Origin of the sequence: Microvirga aerophila, from assembly GCF_003332305.1 — a bacterium.
Lineage (GTDB): Bacteria > Pseudomonadota > Alphaproteobacteria > Rhizobiales > Beijerinckiaceae > Microvirga > Microvirga aerophila.
This window is the reverse complement of record NZ_QOIO01000026.1, coordinates 28,534-46,571: the sequence shown is the minus strand read 5'-3', so window position 1 is coordinate 46,571 and position 18,038 is coordinate 28,534. Positions and strand designations below refer to the sequence as shown.

16 protein-coding genes are annotated in these 18,038 nt (G+C 64.7%); 6 read left to right on the top strand and 10 right to left on the bottom strand.

The features are described 5' to 3' along the window. Positions 1-187 precede the first annotated feature (187 nt). Positions 188-1,594 carry a sodium:proton antiporter gene (locus DRB19_RS15585; protein ID WP_114186950.1) on the bottom strand — a complete coding sequence of 469 codons (1,407 nt, stop codon included), beginning with the start codon at positions 1,592-1,594 and terminating at the stop codon, positions 188-190. Between the two features lie 168 nt (positions 1,595-1,762). On the opposite strand from DRB19_RS15585, the gene DRB19_RS15580 reads away from it, so the two are divergent. Continuing rightward, entirely contained in the window at positions 1,763-2,554 is a 792-nt protein-coding gene (locus DRB19_RS15580) for a class II glutamine amidotransferase (protein WP_114186949.1), read from the top strand. Between the two features lie 12 nt (positions 2,555-2,566). On the opposite strand, the gene DRB19_RS15575 is transcribed toward DRB19_RS15580, so the two are convergent. From DRB19_RS15575 to DRB19_RS15560, 4 genes are all read right to left on the bottom strand, one after another. Then, positions 2,567-2,851, bottom strand: a complete 285-nt coding sequence (locus DRB19_RS15575) for a hypothetical protein (protein ID WP_114186948.1) — start codon at positions 2,849-2,851, stop codon at positions 2,567-2,569. Positions 2,852-3,009: 158 nt separating this feature from the next. Further along, positions 3,010-3,720: a glutathione S-transferase gene (locus DRB19_RS15570; protein WP_114186947.1), complete on the bottom strand. Its 711-nt coding sequence runs from the start codon at positions 3,718-3,720 to the stop codon at positions 3,010-3,012. Positions 3,721-3,741: 21 nt separating this feature from the next. Further along, a complete protein-coding gene (polA, locus tag DRB19_RS15565) occupies positions 3,742-6,789 on the bottom strand; it encodes a DNA polymerase I (protein WP_114186946.1) in 3,048 nt (1,015 codons plus the stop codon). Positions 6,790-6,864: 75 nt separating this feature from the next. Beyond that, positions 6,865-7,998, bottom strand: a complete 1,134-nt coding sequence (locus DRB19_RS15560) for an ROK family protein (RefSeq protein WP_162815711.1) — start codon at positions 7,996-7,998, stop codon at positions 6,865-6,867. A gap of 287 nt (positions 7,999-8,285) precedes the next feature. Here DRB19_RS15560 and xylF point away from each other — a divergent pair, with 287 nt between their 5' ends. From xylF to DRB19_RS15540, 4 genes are all read left to right on the top strand, one after another. Beyond that, positions 8,286-9,332 carry a D-xylose ABC transporter substrate-binding protein gene (gene xylF, locus DRB19_RS15555; protein WP_114186944.1) on the top strand — a complete coding sequence of 349 codons (1,047 nt, stop codon included), beginning with the start codon at positions 8,286-8,288 and terminating at the stop codon, positions 9,330-9,332. 164 nt (positions 9,333-9,496) lie between these two features. Further along, positions 9,497-10,795 carry a sugar ABC transporter permease gene (locus DRB19_RS15550; protein WP_114186943.1) on the top strand — a complete coding sequence of 433 codons (1,299 nt, stop codon included), beginning with the start codon at positions 9,497-9,499 and terminating at the stop codon, positions 10,793-10,795. A gap of 11 nt (positions 10,796-10,806) precedes the next feature. Beyond that, positions 10,807-11,586, top strand: coding sequence for an ATP-binding cassette domain-containing protein (locus tag DRB19_RS15545; RefSeq protein ID WP_114186942.1), 780 nt, complete (start codon positions 10,807-10,809; stop codon positions 11,584-11,586). A gap of 29 nt (positions 11,587-11,615) precedes the next feature. Continuing rightward, positions 11,616-12,368 carry an SDR family NAD(P)-dependent oxidoreductase gene (locus DRB19_RS15540; RefSeq protein WP_114186983.1) on the top strand — a complete coding sequence of 251 codons (753 nt, stop codon included), beginning with the start codon at positions 11,616-11,618 and terminating at the stop codon, positions 12,366-12,368. 128 nt (positions 12,369-12,496) lie between these two features. On the opposite strand, the gene DRB19_RS15535 is transcribed toward DRB19_RS15540, so the two are convergent. Together DRB19_RS15535 and DRB19_RS15530 are read right to left on the bottom strand one after the other, a co-directional pair. After that, positions 12,497-13,816, bottom strand: a complete 1,320-nt coding sequence (locus tag DRB19_RS15535; protein ID WP_245439540.1) for an AmpG family muropeptide MFS transporter — start codon at positions 13,814-13,816, stop codon at positions 12,497-12,499. Positions 13,817-13,873: 57 nt separating this feature from the next. Then, complete coding sequence (locus DRB19_RS15530) at positions 13,874-14,695, bottom strand: SIR2 family NAD-dependent protein deacylase (RefSeq protein ID WP_114186941.1); 822 nt, start codon at positions 14,693-14,695, stop codon at positions 13,874-13,876. Positions 14,696-14,831: 136 nt separating this feature from the next. Here DRB19_RS15530 and DRB19_RS15525 point away from each other — a divergent pair, with 136 nt between their 5' ends. Further along, positions 14,832-15,407: an NUDIX domain-containing protein gene (locus DRB19_RS15525; RefSeq protein ID WP_114186940.1), complete on the top strand. Its 576-nt coding sequence runs from the start codon at positions 14,832-14,834 to the stop codon at positions 15,405-15,407. 10 nt (positions 15,408-15,417) lie between these two features. On the opposite strand, the gene DRB19_RS15520 is transcribed toward DRB19_RS15525, so the two are convergent. The 3 genes from DRB19_RS15520 to fghA form a co-directional block, all read right to left on the bottom strand. Further along, positions 15,418-16,356 (bottom strand): tellurite resistance TerB family protein, encoded by a 939-nt coding sequence (locus DRB19_RS15520; protein ID WP_162815710.1) that lies wholly within the window; start codon positions 16,354-16,356, stop codon positions 15,418-15,420. 88 nt (positions 16,357-16,444) lie between these two features. Continuing rightward, positions 16,445-16,981 (bottom strand): hypothetical protein, encoded by a 537-nt coding sequence (locus DRB19_RS15515; protein WP_114186938.1) that lies wholly within the window; start codon positions 16,979-16,981, stop codon positions 16,445-16,447. 200 nt (positions 16,982-17,181) lie between these two features. Next, a complete protein-coding gene (fghA, locus tag DRB19_RS15510) occupies positions 17,182-18,027 on the bottom strand; it encodes an S-formylglutathione hydrolase (RefSeq protein ID WP_114186937.1) in 846 nt (281 codons plus the stop codon). Positions 18,028-18,038: the final 11 nt, after the last annotated feature.

The following is an 18,038-nucleotide window of genomic DNA, read 5'->3' as shown; positions in this document are numbered from 1 at the left end:
GCTCCAGATACCCGCCGCTTCCATAGCCTCACCCTGAGGAGCGCAACGTCTCGAAGGGCAAGGCGTCTCCAGAGGGCACTGAAACATCCTTCGAGACGCCACTGCGTGGCTCCTCAGGATGAGGACCGACAAGATCCAGCATTCGATTCAGGGCTCTCGCTTGCGCGGCCCCGGAATGACGACCCGGTTAGCCCCGGAAGAACAGCAGCGTCACGAGCAGGAAGGTCGGGATCAGGATCGCTCCGGACCAGACGAGATAGCCGAAGAAGCTCGGCATCTTGACGCCGCCCTCGCGGGCAATCGCATAGACCATGAAGTTGGGGGCGTTGCCGATATAGGAGTTCGCCCCCATGAACACTGCGCCTGCCGAAATGGCCGCGAGCGTCAGCGCGCCCTGGGTCATCAGGGTCTGCGGATTGCCGCCGGCGAGTTCGAAGAACACCAGGTAGGTAGGGGCATTGTCGAGGAACGACGACAGGCCACCCGTGAGCCAGAAATAGGCGGCGTTGTTCGGCGTGCCGTCCGGGTTCGACACCAAAGCCACCAGCGGCGCGAAGGCGCCCTCGCTGCCGGCTTTGAGCATGGCGAGCACCGGGATGATGGCGATGAAAATGCCCGCGAAGAGCTTCGCCACTTCCTTGATCGGTCCCCAGGAGAAGCCGTTCTCCTCCCGGTTTGCCTTCGGGGTGAGGGCGAGTGACATGATCGTCACAACGATCATGATGAGATCGCGCACCGCATTGGCAACCTCGATCTCGGTGCCGAGCACCGTGAAACGGCCGAGATCCACGGTGGCGCTGAACAGGATGGCGCCGATGATGGTGAGGATCAGGAAGAAGTTGATGCCGCCCGTCACGCGCACCGGCTTGTCCGGCGTCGGATCGGGCTTGATGCGCCCTTCCTTCTTGTACAGGTAGGTGTCGAGGACGAAGAAGACCGCGAGCACGACGGCACTGGCGAAAAGGGTTTCTGGCAGCAGGTGGGTAGTGGTCCAGAAAAAATCGACGCCGCGCAGGAAGCCGAGGAAGAGCGGGGGGTCCCCGAGCGGCGTCAGGGAGCCGCCGATATTCGACACCAGAAAGATGAAGAACACCACCACATGGGCATTGTGCACCCGGTCGTCATTGGCGCGCAGCACCGGGCGGATCATCACCATGGATGCGCCCGTCGTGCCGATGAAGCTCGCCAGCACCGTGCCGATGGCGAGCAGCACCGTGTTGGCGACCGGCGCGCCGTGGATGTTGCCGCGGATGAGAATGCCGCCCGCCACCGTGAACAGGGCCAGGAGCAGCAGGATGAACGGGATGTATTCGAGGAACGCCGTGTGAGCCAGCGCGTGAACGGCCGTCATGGGGCCGAAGATCGCCGCCATCGGGACAAGGACCAGGAGGCCCCAGAGGGCTGCGATCTTGCCCTGGTGATGTTCCCAGGCATGGGACGCCAGGAGGGGAAAGAGCGCAATGCACAGCAGGATGCCCACGAATGGCAGGGCCCAGGCGAACCCGAGCGTGCGCCCATCGAATTCCGCCGCAGCGGCGGCCTCGGGCAGCAGGCTTAGGGAAGTTGCGAGCAGTAGCCCCAATGCGCGAAACATGTCTTGAGATCCCCCTTGCCGGTTGACCGGTGTTTTCTTGGTATGGCCAGCTTTAGGGGAATGGCGATGTGGCCGCAACAGCCGGGCTGTTAACCGGGTGTTCACCATAAGTAAAACAGAGTAAACAAGGTCTCATAAAAATCGCGCATGCGTGGGGGTGCCTGTCCGATGTGCCGCTTTCTCGCCTACAGGGGAGAGCCGATCTTCCTTGCCGATCTGGTCTGTGCTCCGGCCCATTCCCTGGTCCACCAATCGCTTCACGCGGTCGAGGCCAAGACGGGTACCAACGGCGACGGGTTCGGCATCGGATGGTACGGCGAGCGCCCCGAGCCCGGCATTTACCGGGAGGTTCGCCCCGCCTGGTCGGACGAGAATCTGAGAAGCCTCTGCGACCAGGTGCGCTCCGGCCTGTTCTTCGCCCATGTGCGCGCCTCCACCGGCACCTCGACCACCCGGGCCAACTGCCACCCCTTCGCCCACGGGCGCCACCTGTTCATGCATAACGGGCAGATCGGCGGCTATGCCCGCATCAAGCGCCGCCTCGAAGCCCTGATCCCAGACGATCTCTACGACGGTCGCCTCGGCACCACCGACTCGGAGGCGATCTTCCTGGCGGCCCTCGCCAGCGGCCTGAAGGACGATCCGGTCGCCGCCATGGCCCGCACCCTCAAGCTGGTGCGGGGTCTGATGAACGAGGCGGGAATCGAGGAGCCGCTGCGCTTCACCGCCGCCGTGACCGATGGCGACAGCCTCTGGGCCTACCGCTGGGCCTGCGACGGCAAGCCGCCGACCCTCTATTTCCGCGAGGAGAACGGCAGTCTTCTGGTGGTGTCGGAGCCCATCGACGACAAGGACAGGGGCTGGCAGGAGGTGCCCAAGGGCTGCACCCTGGTCGCCAGCGCCAAGGGCGGCATCGAGGTTCAGTGCCTGAACGAGGCCATGAACCGGCTGGCCGCGTGAGGCGGTCGGCGGTTACGAATTCAGACGCATGGACGGCTGGGACAGGAGCGGCAGCAGCGCGCCCTTGAGGGCTTCCATCTGCTGCTCCGTCTCGCTGCGGGCCTGGTTCGTATCCGGGTTGATGAGCGCGCGCAGACGGGCGTTCTCGGCCGTGAGCCGGTCGTTCTCGGCCATGAGGATCGCCACCTTCTCCTCGGCGATGCGGGCTCGGGCCTGGGCGTCGTTCCGCTCCTGCTCGCGGATTTGCACCCGGTCACGCCAGAGGCGGGTCGCAACGGTTTCGTTTTCGTCACTCATGCTCGGCTCCCGGCGCGGTCAAGATCGTGTCGTCCTGCCCATCCGTGCAAAAGCCTCTTTCGTGGCTTCTTTATGATGGACGATGTCGTGATCTGGATCGCGAAGTTTAAGCCCACGCCCTTAACGCATCGTTGCCATGCAAGGCGCGTCCTTCCGCGTTACTCCTCCAATTCGGGGTAATGCCGGAAGAGCCCTTCCTCATTGAACGGGATGCGACGTTCGCTCCTGAGATAGGCCTTGATGCGCGGCCGCTCCGCCACGGCTTCGTGGAGGACGGCAATGCGTGGCGCATCCTTCAGGGCGCGCCTCGTGGTCTTCGGGAACGCGTAGGACAGGCCTTCAACGACCTGGAACAGAGACAGGTCCGCATAGGTGACCGCGGTACCGACGAGGTGCGGTCCGCCTGAGGGATTCCTGGCCAGCACATTCTCGAACCATCCGAGAAATTTAGGAATGCGATTCTGGCGAAACTCCTTGGCGCGGAGGCGAGCTTCGTCCTTCTGGTCCTCATAGTAGAGGCTGACCGCCACCGGATGGTGGGTGTCGTGGGCTTCCGCTACGAAATCCGAGATCGTGAGCTGGACTTGGTGCGTCCATAACCCCCCTGCCGGGTCCTTCGGCGCGAGGCCATGGCGCGCGCCGAGATAGAGCAGGATCGCCGGCGTCTGGCCGATGACGAGATCGCCGTCCTTCAGGAAGGGCGGCGCGAAGGGCGGATGCTCGACGCTTTCCATCATCCGCATCATGGCCGATACGCCCTCGGGTCCGCGGGCGACATCGACGTAATCCGCACCTGCCTCTTCGAGGGCGAGCCGCACGAACTCTCCGCGTCCCTGGATCATGGGCCAATAGTAGAGTTCATAGCTCATGAGGCGCTCCAGGGGTTCGATTCAGTGCGCCTCGTCCCAGTTGTGCGCGGCGCGGGCTTCGACCGCGAGCGGCACCTTCAGCGACACGGCCGGGAAGGGCGCTTCCGTCATGACGCGGGAGATCACCGGCAGGGTGGCGTCCACTTCGTCGTCGGGGGCTTCGAACACCAGTTCGTCGTGGACCTGCAGCAGCATGCGGGCGGAGAGGCGCTCGGCGCGAAGCGCATCCTCCATGCGCACCATGGCGCGGCGGATGATGTCGGCGGCGGTGCCCTGGATCGGCGCGTTGATCGCCTGGCGCTCCACGCCCGCGCGCTCGGACGGGTTGCCCGACTTGATCTGCGGGTAATGGCAGACGCGGCCGAACAGGGTCGTCACATAGCCCTTCTCGCGGCAGAACTTCTTTGTCTCGTCGATATAGGTGCGGATGCCCGGGAAGCGCTCGAAATACTGCTTGATGAAGGTGGCCGCCTCGGTGTTCGGGATGCCGAGGCGCACCGCGAGCCCGAAGGCCGAGATGCCGTAGATGATGCCGAAATTAATGGTCTTGGCCTGACGGCGCAGGTCCGGGTTCATCTGGTCGAGGGGCACGCCGAACATGGCCGAGGCGGTCGCCGCGTGAATGTCGATCCCTTGCGCGAAGGCCTCCTGCAATTGCGGGATGTCGGCGATGTGGGCGAGCAGCCGCAGCTCGATCTGGCTGTAGTCAGCCGAGATGATCTTGTGGCCCGGCGGCGCGATGAAGGCCTGGCGGATCTTGCGGCCGGCTTCCGTGCGGATCGGGATGTTCTGCAGGTTCGGTTCGGACGACGACAGGCGGCCCGTGGTGGTGGCCGCGAGCGAGAAGGAAGTGTGCACCCGCTTCGTCTCAGGGTGCATGTGCTGCTGCAGGGTATCTGTATAGGTCGATTTCAGCTTGGCGAGCTGACGCCATTCGAGAATCTTGGCAGGCAGCTCATGGCCGGCCTGCGCCAGTTCATCCAAAAGCGTCGCGGGCGTGGCCCATTGACCGGACGGGGTCTTCTTCGCGCCGGGCAGACCCATCTTGCCGAACAGGATGTCGCCGATCTGCTTCGGGGAGCCGAGGGCGAATTTCTCGCCGGCCATCTCATGGATCTCGTCCTCAAGGCGCGCCAGCGTCTGGGCGAAATCGCCAGACAGGCGACTGAGGATTTGGCGATCGACCGCGATGCCGCGCATTTCCATCCTGGCCACCACGTCGACCATCGGACGCTCCAGCGTCTCGTAGACGGTGGCGCGATGCTCGGCTCCGAGACGGGGCTTCAGCATCTGCCAAAGGCGCAAGGTCACGTCCGCGTCTTCGGCTGCGTAGGCGGTTGCCTTTGCGATCTCGACCTTGTCGAAGGTCACTTTGCTACGCCCGGTGCCTGCCACGTCGCCGAAGCTGATGGGGGAGTGCCCGAGATGGCGGCGGGACAGCTCGTCCATGCCGTGCGGGCCTTTGCCGGCGTCGAGCACATAGGAGATCAGCATGGTATCGTCGAAGGGGCGCACGTCGATGCCGTGGCGCTTGAATACGATCCAATCGTATTTCAGGTTCTGGCCGATCTTGAGGACCGCCGGGTCCTCCAGGAGCGGACGGATCGCATCGAGCGCATCCGTGACCGGGATCTGGCCCGGCACGAGACCGCCGCCGAAAAGATCCGAGTCGCCGCGATGCTGGAGCGGCACATAGACCGCCTTGCCGGGTTCCAGCGCAAGCGAGAAGCCCACGAGATCGGCGAGGTTCGCGTCGAGGGCGCTGGTCTCGGTATCGACCGCGACAACGCCCTTCTCGCGCCCTTGAGCAACCAGTTCCTTCAGGCGTCCCAGGTCCGTGACCGTCTCATAATTTTGCACCTCGAAGGGCATGCTCGAGGCTTCCGTCGCGCGCCTTGCGGCAAGCTGTGACGGGGTGCCCAAGCCCTCGACGGGTTTGCGCGCGGCGATTTCCGGCAGGTCGAGCCCGGCGAAGGGATCGACCTCCCCCGAGACTGGGTCGACCGCGCCGAAGAACGGCATGGCGGTTTCGTCCAGAGGCGGAGTGCTGCCGACCCGCTCCCAGCGGATCGCATCGCCACCCGGCATGAGGCGCGGATCGGGCTCGATCGCCGTCGGGTCGGCGTCATAGAGTTCCGCTACGCGCCGGGTCAGCGAGTTGAATTCCATGGCTTTCAGGAAGCCCACGAGCGTTTTCGGGTCCGGCTCCGGCAGGCGCAGCTCGTCCAGGGACACCGGCAACGGGGCTGCGCAGTCCAGGGTTACGAGCTTCTTGGACAGCCGCGCCGACTCGGCATTGTTGATCAGGGTCTCGCGGCGCTTGGGCTGCTTGATCTCGGGCGCGCGCTCCAGGAGGGTTTCCAGGTCGCCGAAGTCCTTGATGAGCTGAGCGGCGGTCTTCAGGCCGATGCCCGGCACCCCCGGCACGTTGTCGGAGGTGTCGCCCATGAGGGCCAGCACGTCCCCGATCTTCTCGGGCGGAATGCCCTCCCAGCGCTCGGTGACGGCCGCCTCGTCCAGGTTTCGCTCAGGCCGGTAGCCGGGCTTGCCCTTGGAGCCGGATTCGAAATCGTAGAAGCACACAAGCGGCCCCACGAGCTGCATCAGGTCCTTGTCGGACGAGACGATGAGCACGTTCGCGCCCCGGGCCTTGGCCTCCTGCGTGTAGGTGGCGATGAGGTCGTCCGCCTCGTATCGCTCCTGCTCGATGGGCTCCAGACCGAAGGCCCGGATCGCCTCGCGCATCAGGGGCATCTGCACCTTCAGGTCGTCCGGCGCGTCCGGCCGATGGCCCTTGTAGTCCTCGTAGAGTTCCTTGCGGAACGAGCCCTCGGACTTGTCGAGCACAATGGCCAGATGGGTGGGTTTGAGGCCCGCCGCGCCGTCGCGGACGAATTGCAGGAGCTTGGACACGAAGAGGCGCACGGCCCCGGTCGGCATCCCGTCCGAGATGCGGGAATTGTACTTCGAGTCCTGGTTCATGGACTGGAAGTAGGCCCGGTAGATGAAGGAGGAGCCGTCGACGAGGAAGACGTGGTCGCCGGCTTGGACGGGACGGGAGGAAGCCATGGGTCTCGTTCGTGAGGAAAGGGTCACGGAAAGAGATAATGTTTTCGGGCCCGGATGGCTATGCCCGGCGGCCGCTTATGCAGCCTTGAGGCGCGCCAGGCCGTAGTCCAGTTCCCGCAGGGCCTGCATGACCACGCCCTCGGTCAGGAGATCCATGGAGGATTCCACCACCTGGATCGTGGCGAGCGCCCGCAGCTCGGGAATCGTCTGCGATTCGAGCGCGGTCTCGAAGGAGGGGCGCAGCAGGTCCATGGCCCGGGTGCCGGGGCCGCAGATCACGATGTGATCGGGCTCGAGCGTCTGGATCAGGATGCTGACCGCATCGCCCAACACTTCCCCGGCTTCACGGAAGAGGCCGGACAGGGCCGTGTCGCCGGCCCGCGCTTGGGCCACGATGGCGTCCATTGCGTCCTCGCCCGGGATCAGCACGGTCGGGGCGGGCCGGTGGTCTATGAGCTGCGCGTCCCGGTGCAGGGCGTAATCGGCCAGAAAGGCCTCGATGCAGCCGCGCCCGCCGCAGCGGCATTGCGGTCCGCTCCGGCGCAGGCGCACGTGGCCGAACTCGCTGCCGCCGAAGCGCGCTCCGCGATAGAGCTCCCCCTGGATCAGAAATCCCAAACCCACACCGTCGCCGACCATCAGGCAGGCCGTGCGCCCGGACCGGAGTTCCGTGTGCCGCTGGGCGATGGCGAACGCCATGGCGCTGGCGTCGTTCTCGATCAGCACCGGCAGGCCGAGCCGTTGACCGAGGCCGGCCGCGAGGGGAATGTCGCGGGTGCCCAGCACCGGGCTCCAGGCCACGATCCCGTCCCGGGTGTCCACGTAGCCCTGGCACGCGAGGCCAATGGCCTTCACGTCCGGCGCGCCGGTTTCCCGCGCGAAGGCGGTAATGGTCTCGGCCAGCACATCCATGAGTTCTTCGGCCGCGAGATTGCGAAGAGGCCGCTCGATATGGCGGCTCGCCCGGTTTCGCCCGGCGCTGTCCACGAGGCGTAGCTCGATGCGATTGAAGCCGGTCCAGACTCCGATCACGGACCCGAGGGTATCCGCGAAGGTGAGGCGCACCTTGGGACGGCCACGCAAGAGGCCCGCGCCCGATTCCCCAGTCTCGTCTGCCACCAGAATGCCTTCGTCGAGGAGGCTAGCGGTTAAATCGGAAACGCTGGCCGGGCTCATGCCGAGCTGCTGGCCGATTTCCACCCTGGCCATGGGGCCCTCGCGGCGCAACGTATCAAGCAGACGACGCCGGGCGGCTTCGCGAGGGGAGAGCGGGTTCATCGACATAGGCCTTATTTGTTCATGAAATGAATAAAACAACTCCCGATGCTCGGGATATCCGACCAAGGGATGAGGAAAAAGGTGCTTGAAGGCCACAGAGGACCGGATAATTATTTCCGGGCTCGAAAAATAAAGCATGGCAGCCTCACGTCGAACCTGAGACGTGATCGGCCATGACAACCGGGCATTTCGAGGAAATGCCGCCTAGGAGGAATTTTATGGTGTCCAAGAAACATGCTCTGATCAGCCTTGCGGCTCTCGCACTGTCGGCGACCGCTGCCTTCGCGCAGGGAAAAGGTCCCGTTGTCGGCGTCAGCTGGTCGAACTTCCAGGAAGAGCGCTGGAAGACCGACGAGGCCGCCATCAAGGCCGCGGTCGAGAAGGCCGGCGGCACCTATGTGTCGGCCGACGCCCAGTCCTCCCCCGCCAAGCAGCTCACGGACATCGAGAGCCTCATCTCCCGCGGCGCCAAGGCCCTGATCATCCTGGCGCAGGACGCGGACGCCGTCCGTCCGGCGGTCGAGAAGGCTGTGGCTGAAGGCATCGCGGTGGTGGGCTACGACCGCCTCATCGAGATCCCGCAGGCCTTCTATCTCACCTTCGACAACGTCGAGGTCGGCCGCCTTCAGGCCCGAGAGATCCTCAAGGTGAAGCCGGAAGGCAACTATGCGTTCATCAAGGGCTCGGGTTCGGACCCGAACGCCAACTTCCTGTTCCAGGGCTCCATGGAAGTGCTCAAGCCCGCCATGGATTCCGGCAAGATCAAGAATGCCGGCGAGGCCTACACGGATGGCTGGCTTCCGGCCAACGCGCAGCGGAACATGGAGCAGTTCCTGACCAAGAACAACAACAAGATCGATGCGGTGATCGCCGCCAATGACGGCACCGCCGGCGGCGCGATTGCGGCCCTCGCGGCCCAAGGCCTGTCGGGCTCGGTGCCAGTCTCCGGCCAGGACGCCGACAAGGCCGCGCTCAACCGCGTGGCGCTCGGCACGCAGACGGTCACGGTGTTCAAGGATGCCCGTGAACTCGGCGGCAAGGCCGCGGAGATCGCCGTGCAGCTCGCAGGCGGCAAGAAGCTCAGCGAGATCCAGGGCGCTAAGCCGTGGAGCCTCGGCCCCAAGAAGCAGAACATGACCGCCCTGTTCCTTACGCCCGTGGCGGTCACGAAGGACAACCTCAACGTTGTCATCGACGCCGGCTGGGTCACGAAGGATGTGGTCTGCCAGGGCGTGAAGCCGGGCTCCGTGAAGGTCTGCAACTAACTGTCCTGCCGTCCGCGCAGTCCATCAGGGATTGCGCCGGCCAAAAGGTGCGACAGACGTGGCCTCACGGCCTCCATGACAAAGCCTACTCCCATTGTCGCGCCGATTGATTCCGGGTCCGCTCTGCGGGCCCGGAACGTCATCCGATCATCCAAGGGCCTGCCATGACCGCACCGATTGCGACGACCGCACCGCCACAGGGAGCCATGTCAGGCTCGCTCCTGTCGAAGCTCGAGATCGATGTCCGCATGCTCGGCATGCTGGCGGCGCTTGCGGTGATCTGGATCGGGTTCGACATCCTGTCGGGCGGGGTCTTCCTGACGCCGCGCAACCTGTGGAACCTCTCGGTTCAAACCGCCTCCATCGCGGTCATGTCGACCGGCATGGTGCTCGTCATCGTCACCCGCAACATCGACCTGTCGGTGGGCGCAATCCTCGGCGTCGTCGGCATGATCATCGGCGTGCTGCAGGTGCAATGGCTGCCGGCCTGGCTCGGTTTCGAGCATTGGCTCACGGCTCCCATCGCGGTCGCAGCAGCCATCGTGATCGGCGGCGCCATCGGGCTCTTTCAGGGCTGGCTCATCGCCTATCTGGCGATCCCGTCCTTCATCGTAACCCTGGGCGGCCTCCTCATCTGGCGCGGCGCGGCCTGGTGGGTCACCACCGGCCAGACCGTGGCCCCCATGGACACGCGCTTCAAGGCCTTCGGAGGCGGCGTGGAAGGAGCGCTCGGCGCTACCGCCACCTGGGTGATCGCCGCAATCGCCTGCGGACTCATCGTCGTGGCGCTCGGCCTTGCCCGACGCCGGCGCATCCGCTTCGGTTTTCCGGTCCGTCCCGGCTGGGGAGACGCGGTCATCGCGCTTTTCGCCTGCGGAGCCGTTTTGATCGCGGCCGCCATCGCCAATGCCTACCCGCTGCCTGCCGGCACGGCGCGGCGCTGGGCGGAGGCCAACGGCATCCCGTGGCCTGATGGGGGGTTGTTCATCCCCCACGGGGTCGCCCTGCCGGTGCTGATCGCCATTGTGGTCGGTCTCGCCATGACGTTCCTGGCGCGCCGCCTGCGCTTCAGCCGCTACGTGTTTGCCATTGGCGGCAACCCGGAGGCGGCGGAACTGTCGGGCATCAACACCCGCTGGACCCTCATGAAGGTGTTTGGCCTCATGGGAGTCTTGTGCGGCATCTCCGCCTGCATCTCGACGGCGCGCCTCAACGCGGCGACGAATTCCGCGGGCTCTCTGGACGAGCTTTACGTGATCGCCTCGGCGGTCATCGGCGGCACGTCTCTGGCCGGCGGCGTCGGCACGATTGCCGGCGCGATGCTCGGCGCGCTCGTCATGCAGTCCCTGCAATCGGGCATGGTGCTGCTCGGCGTTGACACGCCCCTGCAGAACATCGTCGTCGGAGCCGTGCTGGTGCTGGCGGTCTTCGTCGACAGCCTCTATCGCCGCCGCATCAAGTAAGGGAGAGCGCCATGAAGCAAAACGGCACAACGCCCCTGGTGGAGATGCGCGACATCTCCATCGCGTTCGGCGGCATCAAGGCGGTTGACGGCGTCTCAGTGGACTTGCGCCCCGGCGAGGTGGTGGGACTTCTCGGCCATAACGGCGCGGGCAAGTCCACTCTCATCAAGATCCTATCCGGGGCCTACAGGCCGGATGCGGGCGAGATCTACGTGAATGGCGAAAAGGCCGATATCGGAACGCCGCGCGACGCCAAGCGCTACGGGATCGAGACGATCTACCAGACGCTGGCGCTTGCCGACAACATCGACGCAGCCGGCAACATCTTCCTCGGCCGCGAGGTGCTGACGCCCTACGGCACCCTGGACGACGCCACGATGGAGTCCGAGACCCGCAAGGTGATGGCGCGCCTCAATCCGCATTTCCGCCGCTTCAAGGAACCCGTGAAGGCCTTGTCGGGCGGTCAGCGCCAGTCCGTGGCGATTGCCCGCGCGATCTACTTCAACGCCCGCGTGCTGATCATGGACGAGCCGACGGCGGCCCTCGGACCCGCCGAGACTCAGCAGGTGGCTGATCTCGTGCTCCAGCTTAAGAAAGAAGGCATCGGCATTTTCCTCATCAGCCACGACATTCATGACGTGTTCGGCCTTGCGGACCGGGTCAGCGTGATGAAGAACGGCAAGCTGGTGGGATCGGCGGCCGTATCGGACGTGACGCAGGACGAGGTGCTGGGCATGATCATTCTGGGCAAATGCCCGCCTGGCGCAACGCCGGGACCCGGCACGAGCTGACCCCTTATTCATTCAGGAAGCAAGCATTCATGACCCAGACTGTTTACGGCTCCCTCAAGGACAAGACCGTCCTCATCACCGGCGGCGCGAGCGGCATCGGCGAGAGCATCGCCCAGGCCTTTCACGCGCAGGGGAGCAAGGTCGCCATCCTCGACTACAACCAGGAGGCCGGCCAGGACCTGGCGAAGCGCCTCGGCGAGCGCGTGCATTTCGAGCACAGCGACGTGCGCGACGTCCCCGCCCTGCAGGCTGCGATCCGGCGCGCCAGCGAGGCGCTGGGTCCGATCACGATCCTGGTCAACAACGCCGCCCGCGACGATCGCCATACCATCGATCAGGTGACGCCTGAATACTGGCGCGAGCGCTTCGCCACCAACCTCGACCACCAGTTCTTCGCCACACAGGCGGTGCTGCCCGATATGGAGAAGGCCGGCGGCGGCTCGATCATCAATATGGGCTCCACGAGCTACTTGGTCAGCAACGACTCGTTTGCGGCCTACAAGACGGCGAAATCCGCCGTTGTGGGCCTCACCCGCGCGCTGGCGCGCGAGCTTGGCGACCGAAACATCCGCGTCAATTGCGTGGTGCCGGGCTGGATCATGACCCAGCGCCAGATCGATCTCTGGCTCACGCCGGAGGGCGAGGCGGAGCTCATGAACCGTCAGTGCGTCAAGCGCCGCCTCGTGCCGCAGGACATCGCCAATTTCACGCTCTTCCTCGGCTCGGACGATTCGAGCGCCATGTCGGCGCAGACGTATCTCGTGGATGGCGGCTGGGTTTAAGCAGCCCCCCTTTAGTGTCATCCCGGGGCTGCGGAGCAGAACCCGGGATCGTTCGACCAGAATAGCGCTTGATCCTGCACACGATCCCGGGTCGCCTGTGGCGTCCGGGATGACCATCTAGGGCCGCCTCAAGCCCGCGATCCTGCGCCTACGGCCGGAGAGCTCTCTGGTTCCTCGATGCGCCTTTCTTCGACCGTCTTCATCGTGTCGCGCCGCACCACGAGGCAGAGGATCACGAGCGGAATGCCGATGCTGGCGGTTGCGGTGAAGAGCAGCGGATAGCCATAGGCATCCACCACCGCCCCGGAGGCTCCGCCGATGAGCTTGCCCGGCAGGGCATAAAGCGAGCTGAGAAGCGCGTATTGGGCCGCGGCGAATCCTGGCGAGGTCAGGCCCGACATGTAGGCGATCAGCGCCGAGCCTGCGAAGCCGGACGCGAAGTTGTCGATGCTGATCGACAGGATCAGGAGCTCGAGCCGCGCGCCTTCCAGCGCCAGCCACGCGAACATCAGATTCGAGGATGCGGCGATGAACGCTCCGATGAGGAGAGTCCACCAGAGGCCGAGCCGCGTCAGCGCCAATCCGCCGGCGAACGCCCCGATGATGCCGATCCAGACGCCGTAGAGTTTCGATACGTTGGCAATGTCGGCCTTGGAGAAGCCGAGGTCGATATAGAGCGGGTTCGCCATGACGCCTGCTACGAAGTCCGGCAGGCGGAAACACGCGATGAGGGCCAGGATCGGGACCAGCATCATGCCCTTGCGCTGGAACAGGTCGCTCAGGGGCTCGATAATTGCCTGCACGAACGGGACACGCGTCCGGGCTGCTCCCTCGTCGAGGCGCGGCGCGAGCAATGTGCCCACGAGCCCGATTCCCATAAGGGCCGCCATGGCCAGATAGGCGCTGCGCCAGTTCACGAACTCGGCGATGTAGAGGGCTCCGGCTCCCGCGCAGATGAGGGCAAGCCGGTAGCCGAGCTGAAGCGATGCCGCCATCATGCCCTGCCGTTCGGTCGAAGCCGCGTCGATGCGCCAGCCATCGATGACCACGTCCTGCGTGGCCGACGCAAAGGCAACCAGAAGGGCCGACACGATGGTCAGGCTGAGGTTGGTCTGCGGATTGCTGGACGCGATGCCGATCAGACCGGCGGCGGTCATGAGCTGCGACAGGGCCATCCAGCCGCGTCGCCGTCCAAGAAGCCGCGACAGAGCCGGCACGTCATAGCGGTCCACAATGGGAGCCCAGAGAAACTTGAACGAATAGGCAAGCGCCACCCAGCTCAGCATCCCGATCTCGGTGCGGGAAATCCCGGCCTCTCGCAGCCAGGCCGAAAGAGTGCTGAACACCAGCAGGAAGGGCAATCCGGACGAGAAGCCCAGCGGCAGCATGAGGCCGATGCGCTTGTCCGTCAGGACATCGCGGAGGGAGAGGCGGCGGGCTTGGGCCATGAAGTGTCTTATCCCCGAGGAGCGCCCGACATTGGCACAGGGGAATGACGATGCAAGTTACGCAGCAGCATTTTTCTCCTCGACCGCGTCGCTGAGCTTGGTGAGAAAGACTTCCAGCGCCTGATCGGGCGGGCAGTCCTTCTCGGTCAGGACCCGCAGGCCCCATTGCTCCAGGACAGCTTCCTCGACCGGGTTGTGCCGGAGCATGAACACGTAAGAGGGTGGCCGGTCCCGCTCGTAGCCCGATCCGCACCAGGTCTTCCAAAGCCGGTGCAGCAGGAAGCGGATGTTCAGGTCGGTCATGCTGTAGCCGATGAACAGGATGGTCTTGCCCAGCGCATCCGACCGGAACTTGATGTCCAGGGGCGACTCGAAGGACAGGCGGTCGAGGTAATCCGTCTCGGCGATGACGATGGACTTATCGTCGTCGAAGTCGCCGTGGTACTTCACGATCTGCGGTACGCCCTCCCGGACGCGGGCCACATCCTTGGCATTGACGATCTTCACGTAATCCTTGCCGTGGAGATCGAAGGCGGATTCCAGGTTCCGGTCGAAATTCGTCGTGTAGATGATGGGAAATTCGAGCCGGCAGATGAGCTCGTGCACCCGGGAAGCCTTCAGGGCTTCCTCCGGAATGGTCCAGTTGCGGTCCATCCAGCTGCGCAGGGGCCCGATGCTGCCCTGCCGGATCCGGTAGAATTCCGCCAACGTAAGGTGATTGATGTCGCCTTCGGCGAATTCGCTGAGATCGACCCCCAGTTCCTTGGCGATGTGCTCCACGAGGGTTCGCCACGAGGGCAGCCCCACGGTCATCGAAACGCCGGCACCGGCAAACAAAATGGCCTGCCGCTCCTTGATGGCTTGAACCAGATGTTCCACAGGACTCCCTTCTCGGCCTCCCGCCGATAACGCGCAAAGGGGCCGCCAAGCTTCAAATGTCGATCATCGTGGAGACCATCTGCGCCCTTTGGCGTTGTTCCGGGCACATGCTCAACCGGGACAGGAAGGAACACACGTGACCGGCCATCGGATCGTCAAGGCGGAAACCCTCTTTGAGGGACGGCATGATCTGCTCAAGCTCAGCATACAGGCTCCCGATGGGCAGATGATCGGACGGGAGGTCGTGGTCGCCCCGGACGCGGCGGCTGTGCTCGCCTATGACCCTGAGCGGCGACAGGTCATCCTGGTCCGGCAGTTCCGCGCCCCGGTCCTGCAGGCCGGGGGCGAGCCGAACCTCATGGAGGCCATTGCCGGACTTCTCGATGAGGACGATCCCGAGACGTGCGCAAGGCGCGAGGCCATGGAAGAGGCGGGCCTTCGCCTGACGACGCTCGAACCTGTCGGCGTGATCTGGACCTCCCCAGGCTATTCAACGGAGCGCATCTCGCTCTTTCTGGCGCCCTACACAGCAGCCGACCGGGTCGCCGAGGGGGGCGGTCTTGCCGAGGAGAGCGAGGATATCGAGGTGCTGGAGGTCGGCTTCAATGATCTGGTCGACCTGCTGGAGCGGGGCGACATCACGGATCTCAAGACTGTGATGCTCGTGCAAGCCCTGCGGATCCAGCGCCCGGACCTGTTCGGCAGGACCTGAGGGAGGGCCCTCAGGCCTGGAACGCTCCTGAGGCGGCGGCGTCGATTTGGGCAACACTCCGCGGATCGAGGCCAATCGCGCCGGACAGGTGGGCAAGGAAAACCCGCTCCTCCACCGTGTTGGGCGTGATGATGCGCCGCGCCGCCGTATAGACTTGCACGGCCATCTCGGGCGTCTTCACGGCAGCGGCCAGATCCGCCACGCTGGCTGGTCGGGCGAGCTCCGCTTCGATGAGGGCAACCCCTTCCTGACCGATCCCGGCGCGCTTCAGGGTTCCCAGGATCCGTTCGCGCTCGCCCTCGTCGACCCGGCCATCGGCGGCGGCGGCCGCGATCATGGCCCGCATCACCAGAAGGGCGGTTTCGCCGCTTGCGGCCGTCACTTCGGCAGGGGGCGCGAGAGCGGCCATTTCGGACTGCGGAACCAGGGCCGCCGTGCCGTCGATGACAGGCGCGGGCCCGGCTCCCTTGTTCAGGAAGCGGTTGAAGAGAGCAGTGCCCTTGGTCTTGGCGGTGGCCGTCAGCTTGCGTCCCGCTTCCGAGTTGACCATGGCCTTGGTCAAGCCGATGACGACCGCATTCGCGGCGGCGTTCCCCTGCGGAGTTTTGAGGAAGTCTTGGACCTTTCCGAGAACCAGATCCGTCAGGTCCGCCGGCTGCTGGGGAGCTGCCTTGGCGGGCTTGGGTTGAGCTGGAGCCTGTTCTCCCTCGGCAGGGGGCTCCGATGCTGAATCCTGGGTCGACTCCTGGGCAGGCGGGCGCGACGGTTGGTTCGCATAGCCGATCAGCTCGCTCAGCAACGTTCCAGCTCCCAACGGAACAGCCGCGCTAGGCTTAGCCTCGGCTGGCTTGGGAGGCGCGTCAGGCGACGGGGCTGGCGCAGCCGCAGCGGGCGCCGGCGGACTGGCAGGCGTTCCCAAGGCATCAAGAAGTTTTTTGGCGTCGAGCATGGACCTGTCCCCACGAATCCATGGCATTTAATGGAAAGTGACGTAAAGAGGCAAACAAGACTGCGGGATGTTTAGCGCTTCTCGAAGTTTAGAAGATCGACGAGAAGACCATGCTCAGCATGCTCCAGACCATCATGCCCCCCATGGCGTAATAGCCCCACTTCGGCATGCCGGAGGGAGCCGCCCGATGAGCTTGGGCATCCACGGCATTGATCAACTCCGCCTGAACCTGCTGGCCCTTGAGCACCAGAAGGGTCAGCCCTTGGATCGCCTCCGCCTGGGCGTTGAGCAACGCGACGGTGTAGGGCTGCTGCGCCTGCGCGTCCGGAGCTGTTTCATGGAGATGCGCGAGGGACTGGCCGATCTGGCCGATGGCGCCGCGCATCACGTCGAAGTTCTGGCTCTGCTCGGCGAGCAGGAGGCGCGCGTGAGTGATCGGGTCGGGCGCTGCCTTCTGGGCTGCCTGGGCCAAGTGCTGCATGAGACCATCAGGACCCTTGGTGATCGCGGTTCTGATCGCAGCCTTGCTGGCCTCCGACGCAAGGGCGGATTTGGTAAGATCAATGGCCTTGCTGGCAAGCTTGCCGGCATTCGGGGTCAGGATGGGCTCGCGGGTCTGTTCCATGGTCGATGCTTCTGGGATCAAGGGTCTGAAAGATTCGCACGAAGGAATGCACTCTTAGCCGCTTTAGGCTTTTAGAGCTATGCTCTATCGTTCCAGGCACATCTATTCCTCTGCGTCATTTCTGCCGCGGTGCGCCAGAACACCTTGCAAAGCCATGATTTCGTTTGGGTCGCTGGTGGTCGAATACCTCGAAATGGCCGTTAAGCTTTCAGCCTCTCGGCATGCCAACGAAGGTGATCCTCGATGAAGGAGCCGATGAAGAAGTAGGAATGGTCATAGCCGTGCTGGCGGCGCAGGGTCAGCGGAATACCCGCCCTAACGCAGGCCTGCTCCAGCAGTTCGGGCTTGAGCTGTGTTTCCAGGAAGCTGTCGGCCGCTCCCTGATCGACCAGGAGATCGCGCACCCGCGCGCCGTCCTCGATGAGCGCACAGGCGTCGTATTCCCGCCAAGTGGAGCAGTCGGGCCCGAGATAGCCCGACAGGGCCTTGTCGCCCCAGGGGCAGTTCATCGGCGAGGCGATCGGCGCGAAGGCCGAAACGGCGCGGAAACGGTCCGGATTCCGCAGCGCGATGGTCAGCGCCCCGTGGCCGCCCATGGAATGGCCCATGATCCCCTGGCGGCCCATGTCGGCTGGAAGGTTTTCCGCCACCAGGGCCGGCAGCTCGCGCTCGATATAGGAGCGCATGCGATAGTTCTTCGCCCACGGTTCCTGTATGGCGTCCACATAGAAGCCCGCCCCAAGGCCAAAGTCATAAGCACCCTCGGGATCGTCCGGGACTCCTTCGCCCCGCGGGCTGGTGTCGGGTGCGATGAGGATCAGGCCGAGTTCGGCGGCCACGCGCTGCGCGCCTGCCTTCACGGTAAAGTTCTCCTCCGTGCAGGTCAGGCCGGAGAGAAACCAGACCACCGGCGCCTTGCCGTGTTCCGCCTGGGGCGGAACGTAGGCGGCAAGACGCATGGGCGTGCCTGTCTCATGCGATGCATGGCGATAGACGAACTGCGTGCCGTTGAAGCAGCGCGATTGCGAGACCGTCTCGAAGCTCAAGCGCTTGCCCT

Bases quoted from the DNA above. Each gene is read 5' to 3' on its own strand.
- DRB19_RS15585 (WP_114186950.1), bottom strand. From the start codon at position 1,594: ATGTTTCGCGCATTGGGGCTACTGCTCGCAACTTCCCTAAGCCTGCTG.
- DRB19_RS15580 (WP_114186949.1), top strand. From the start codon at position 1,763: ATGTGCCGCTTTCTCGCCTACAGGGGAGAGCCGATCTTCCTTGCCGAT.
- DRB19_RS15575 (WP_114186948.1), bottom strand. From the start codon at position 2,851: ATGAGTGACGAAAACGAAACCGTTGCGACCCGCCTCTGGCGTGACCGG.
- DRB19_RS15570 (WP_114186947.1), bottom strand. From the start codon at position 3,720: ATGAGCTATGAACTCTACTATTGGCCCATGATCCAGGGACGCGGAGAG.
- polA (WP_114186946.1), bottom strand. From the start codon at position 6,789: ATGGCTTCCTCCCGTCCCGTCCAAGCCGGCGACCACGTCTTCCTCGTC.
- DRB19_RS15560 (WP_162815711.1), bottom strand. From the start codon at position 7,998: ATGGCCAGGGTGGAAATCGGCCAGCAGCTCGGCATGAGCCCGGCCAGC.
- xylF (WP_114186944.1), top strand. From the start codon at position 8,286: ATGGTGTCCAAGAAACATGCTCTGATCAGCCTTGCGGCTCTCGCACTG.
- DRB19_RS15550 (WP_114186943.1), top strand. From the start codon at position 9,497: ATGACCGCACCGATTGCGACGACCGCACCGCCACAGGGAGCCATGTCA.
- DRB19_RS15545 (WP_114186942.1), top strand. From the start codon at position 10,807: ATGAAGCAAAACGGCACAACGCCCCTGGTGGAGATGCGCGACATCTCC.
- DRB19_RS15540 (WP_114186983.1), top strand. From the start codon at position 11,616: ATGACCCAGACTGTTTACGGCTCCCTCAAGGACAAGACCGTCCTCATC.
- DRB19_RS15535 (WP_245439540.1), bottom strand. From the start codon at position 13,816: ATGGCCCAAGCCCGCCGCCTCTCCCTCCGCGATGTCCTGACGGACAAG.
- DRB19_RS15520 (WP_162815710.1), bottom strand. From the start codon at position 16,356: ATGCTCGACGCCAAAAAACTTCTTGATGCCTTGGGAACGCCTGCCAGT.
- DRB19_RS15515 (WP_114186938.1), bottom strand. From the start codon at position 16,981: ATGGAACAGACCCGCGAGCCCATCCTGACCCCGAATGCCGGCAAGCTT.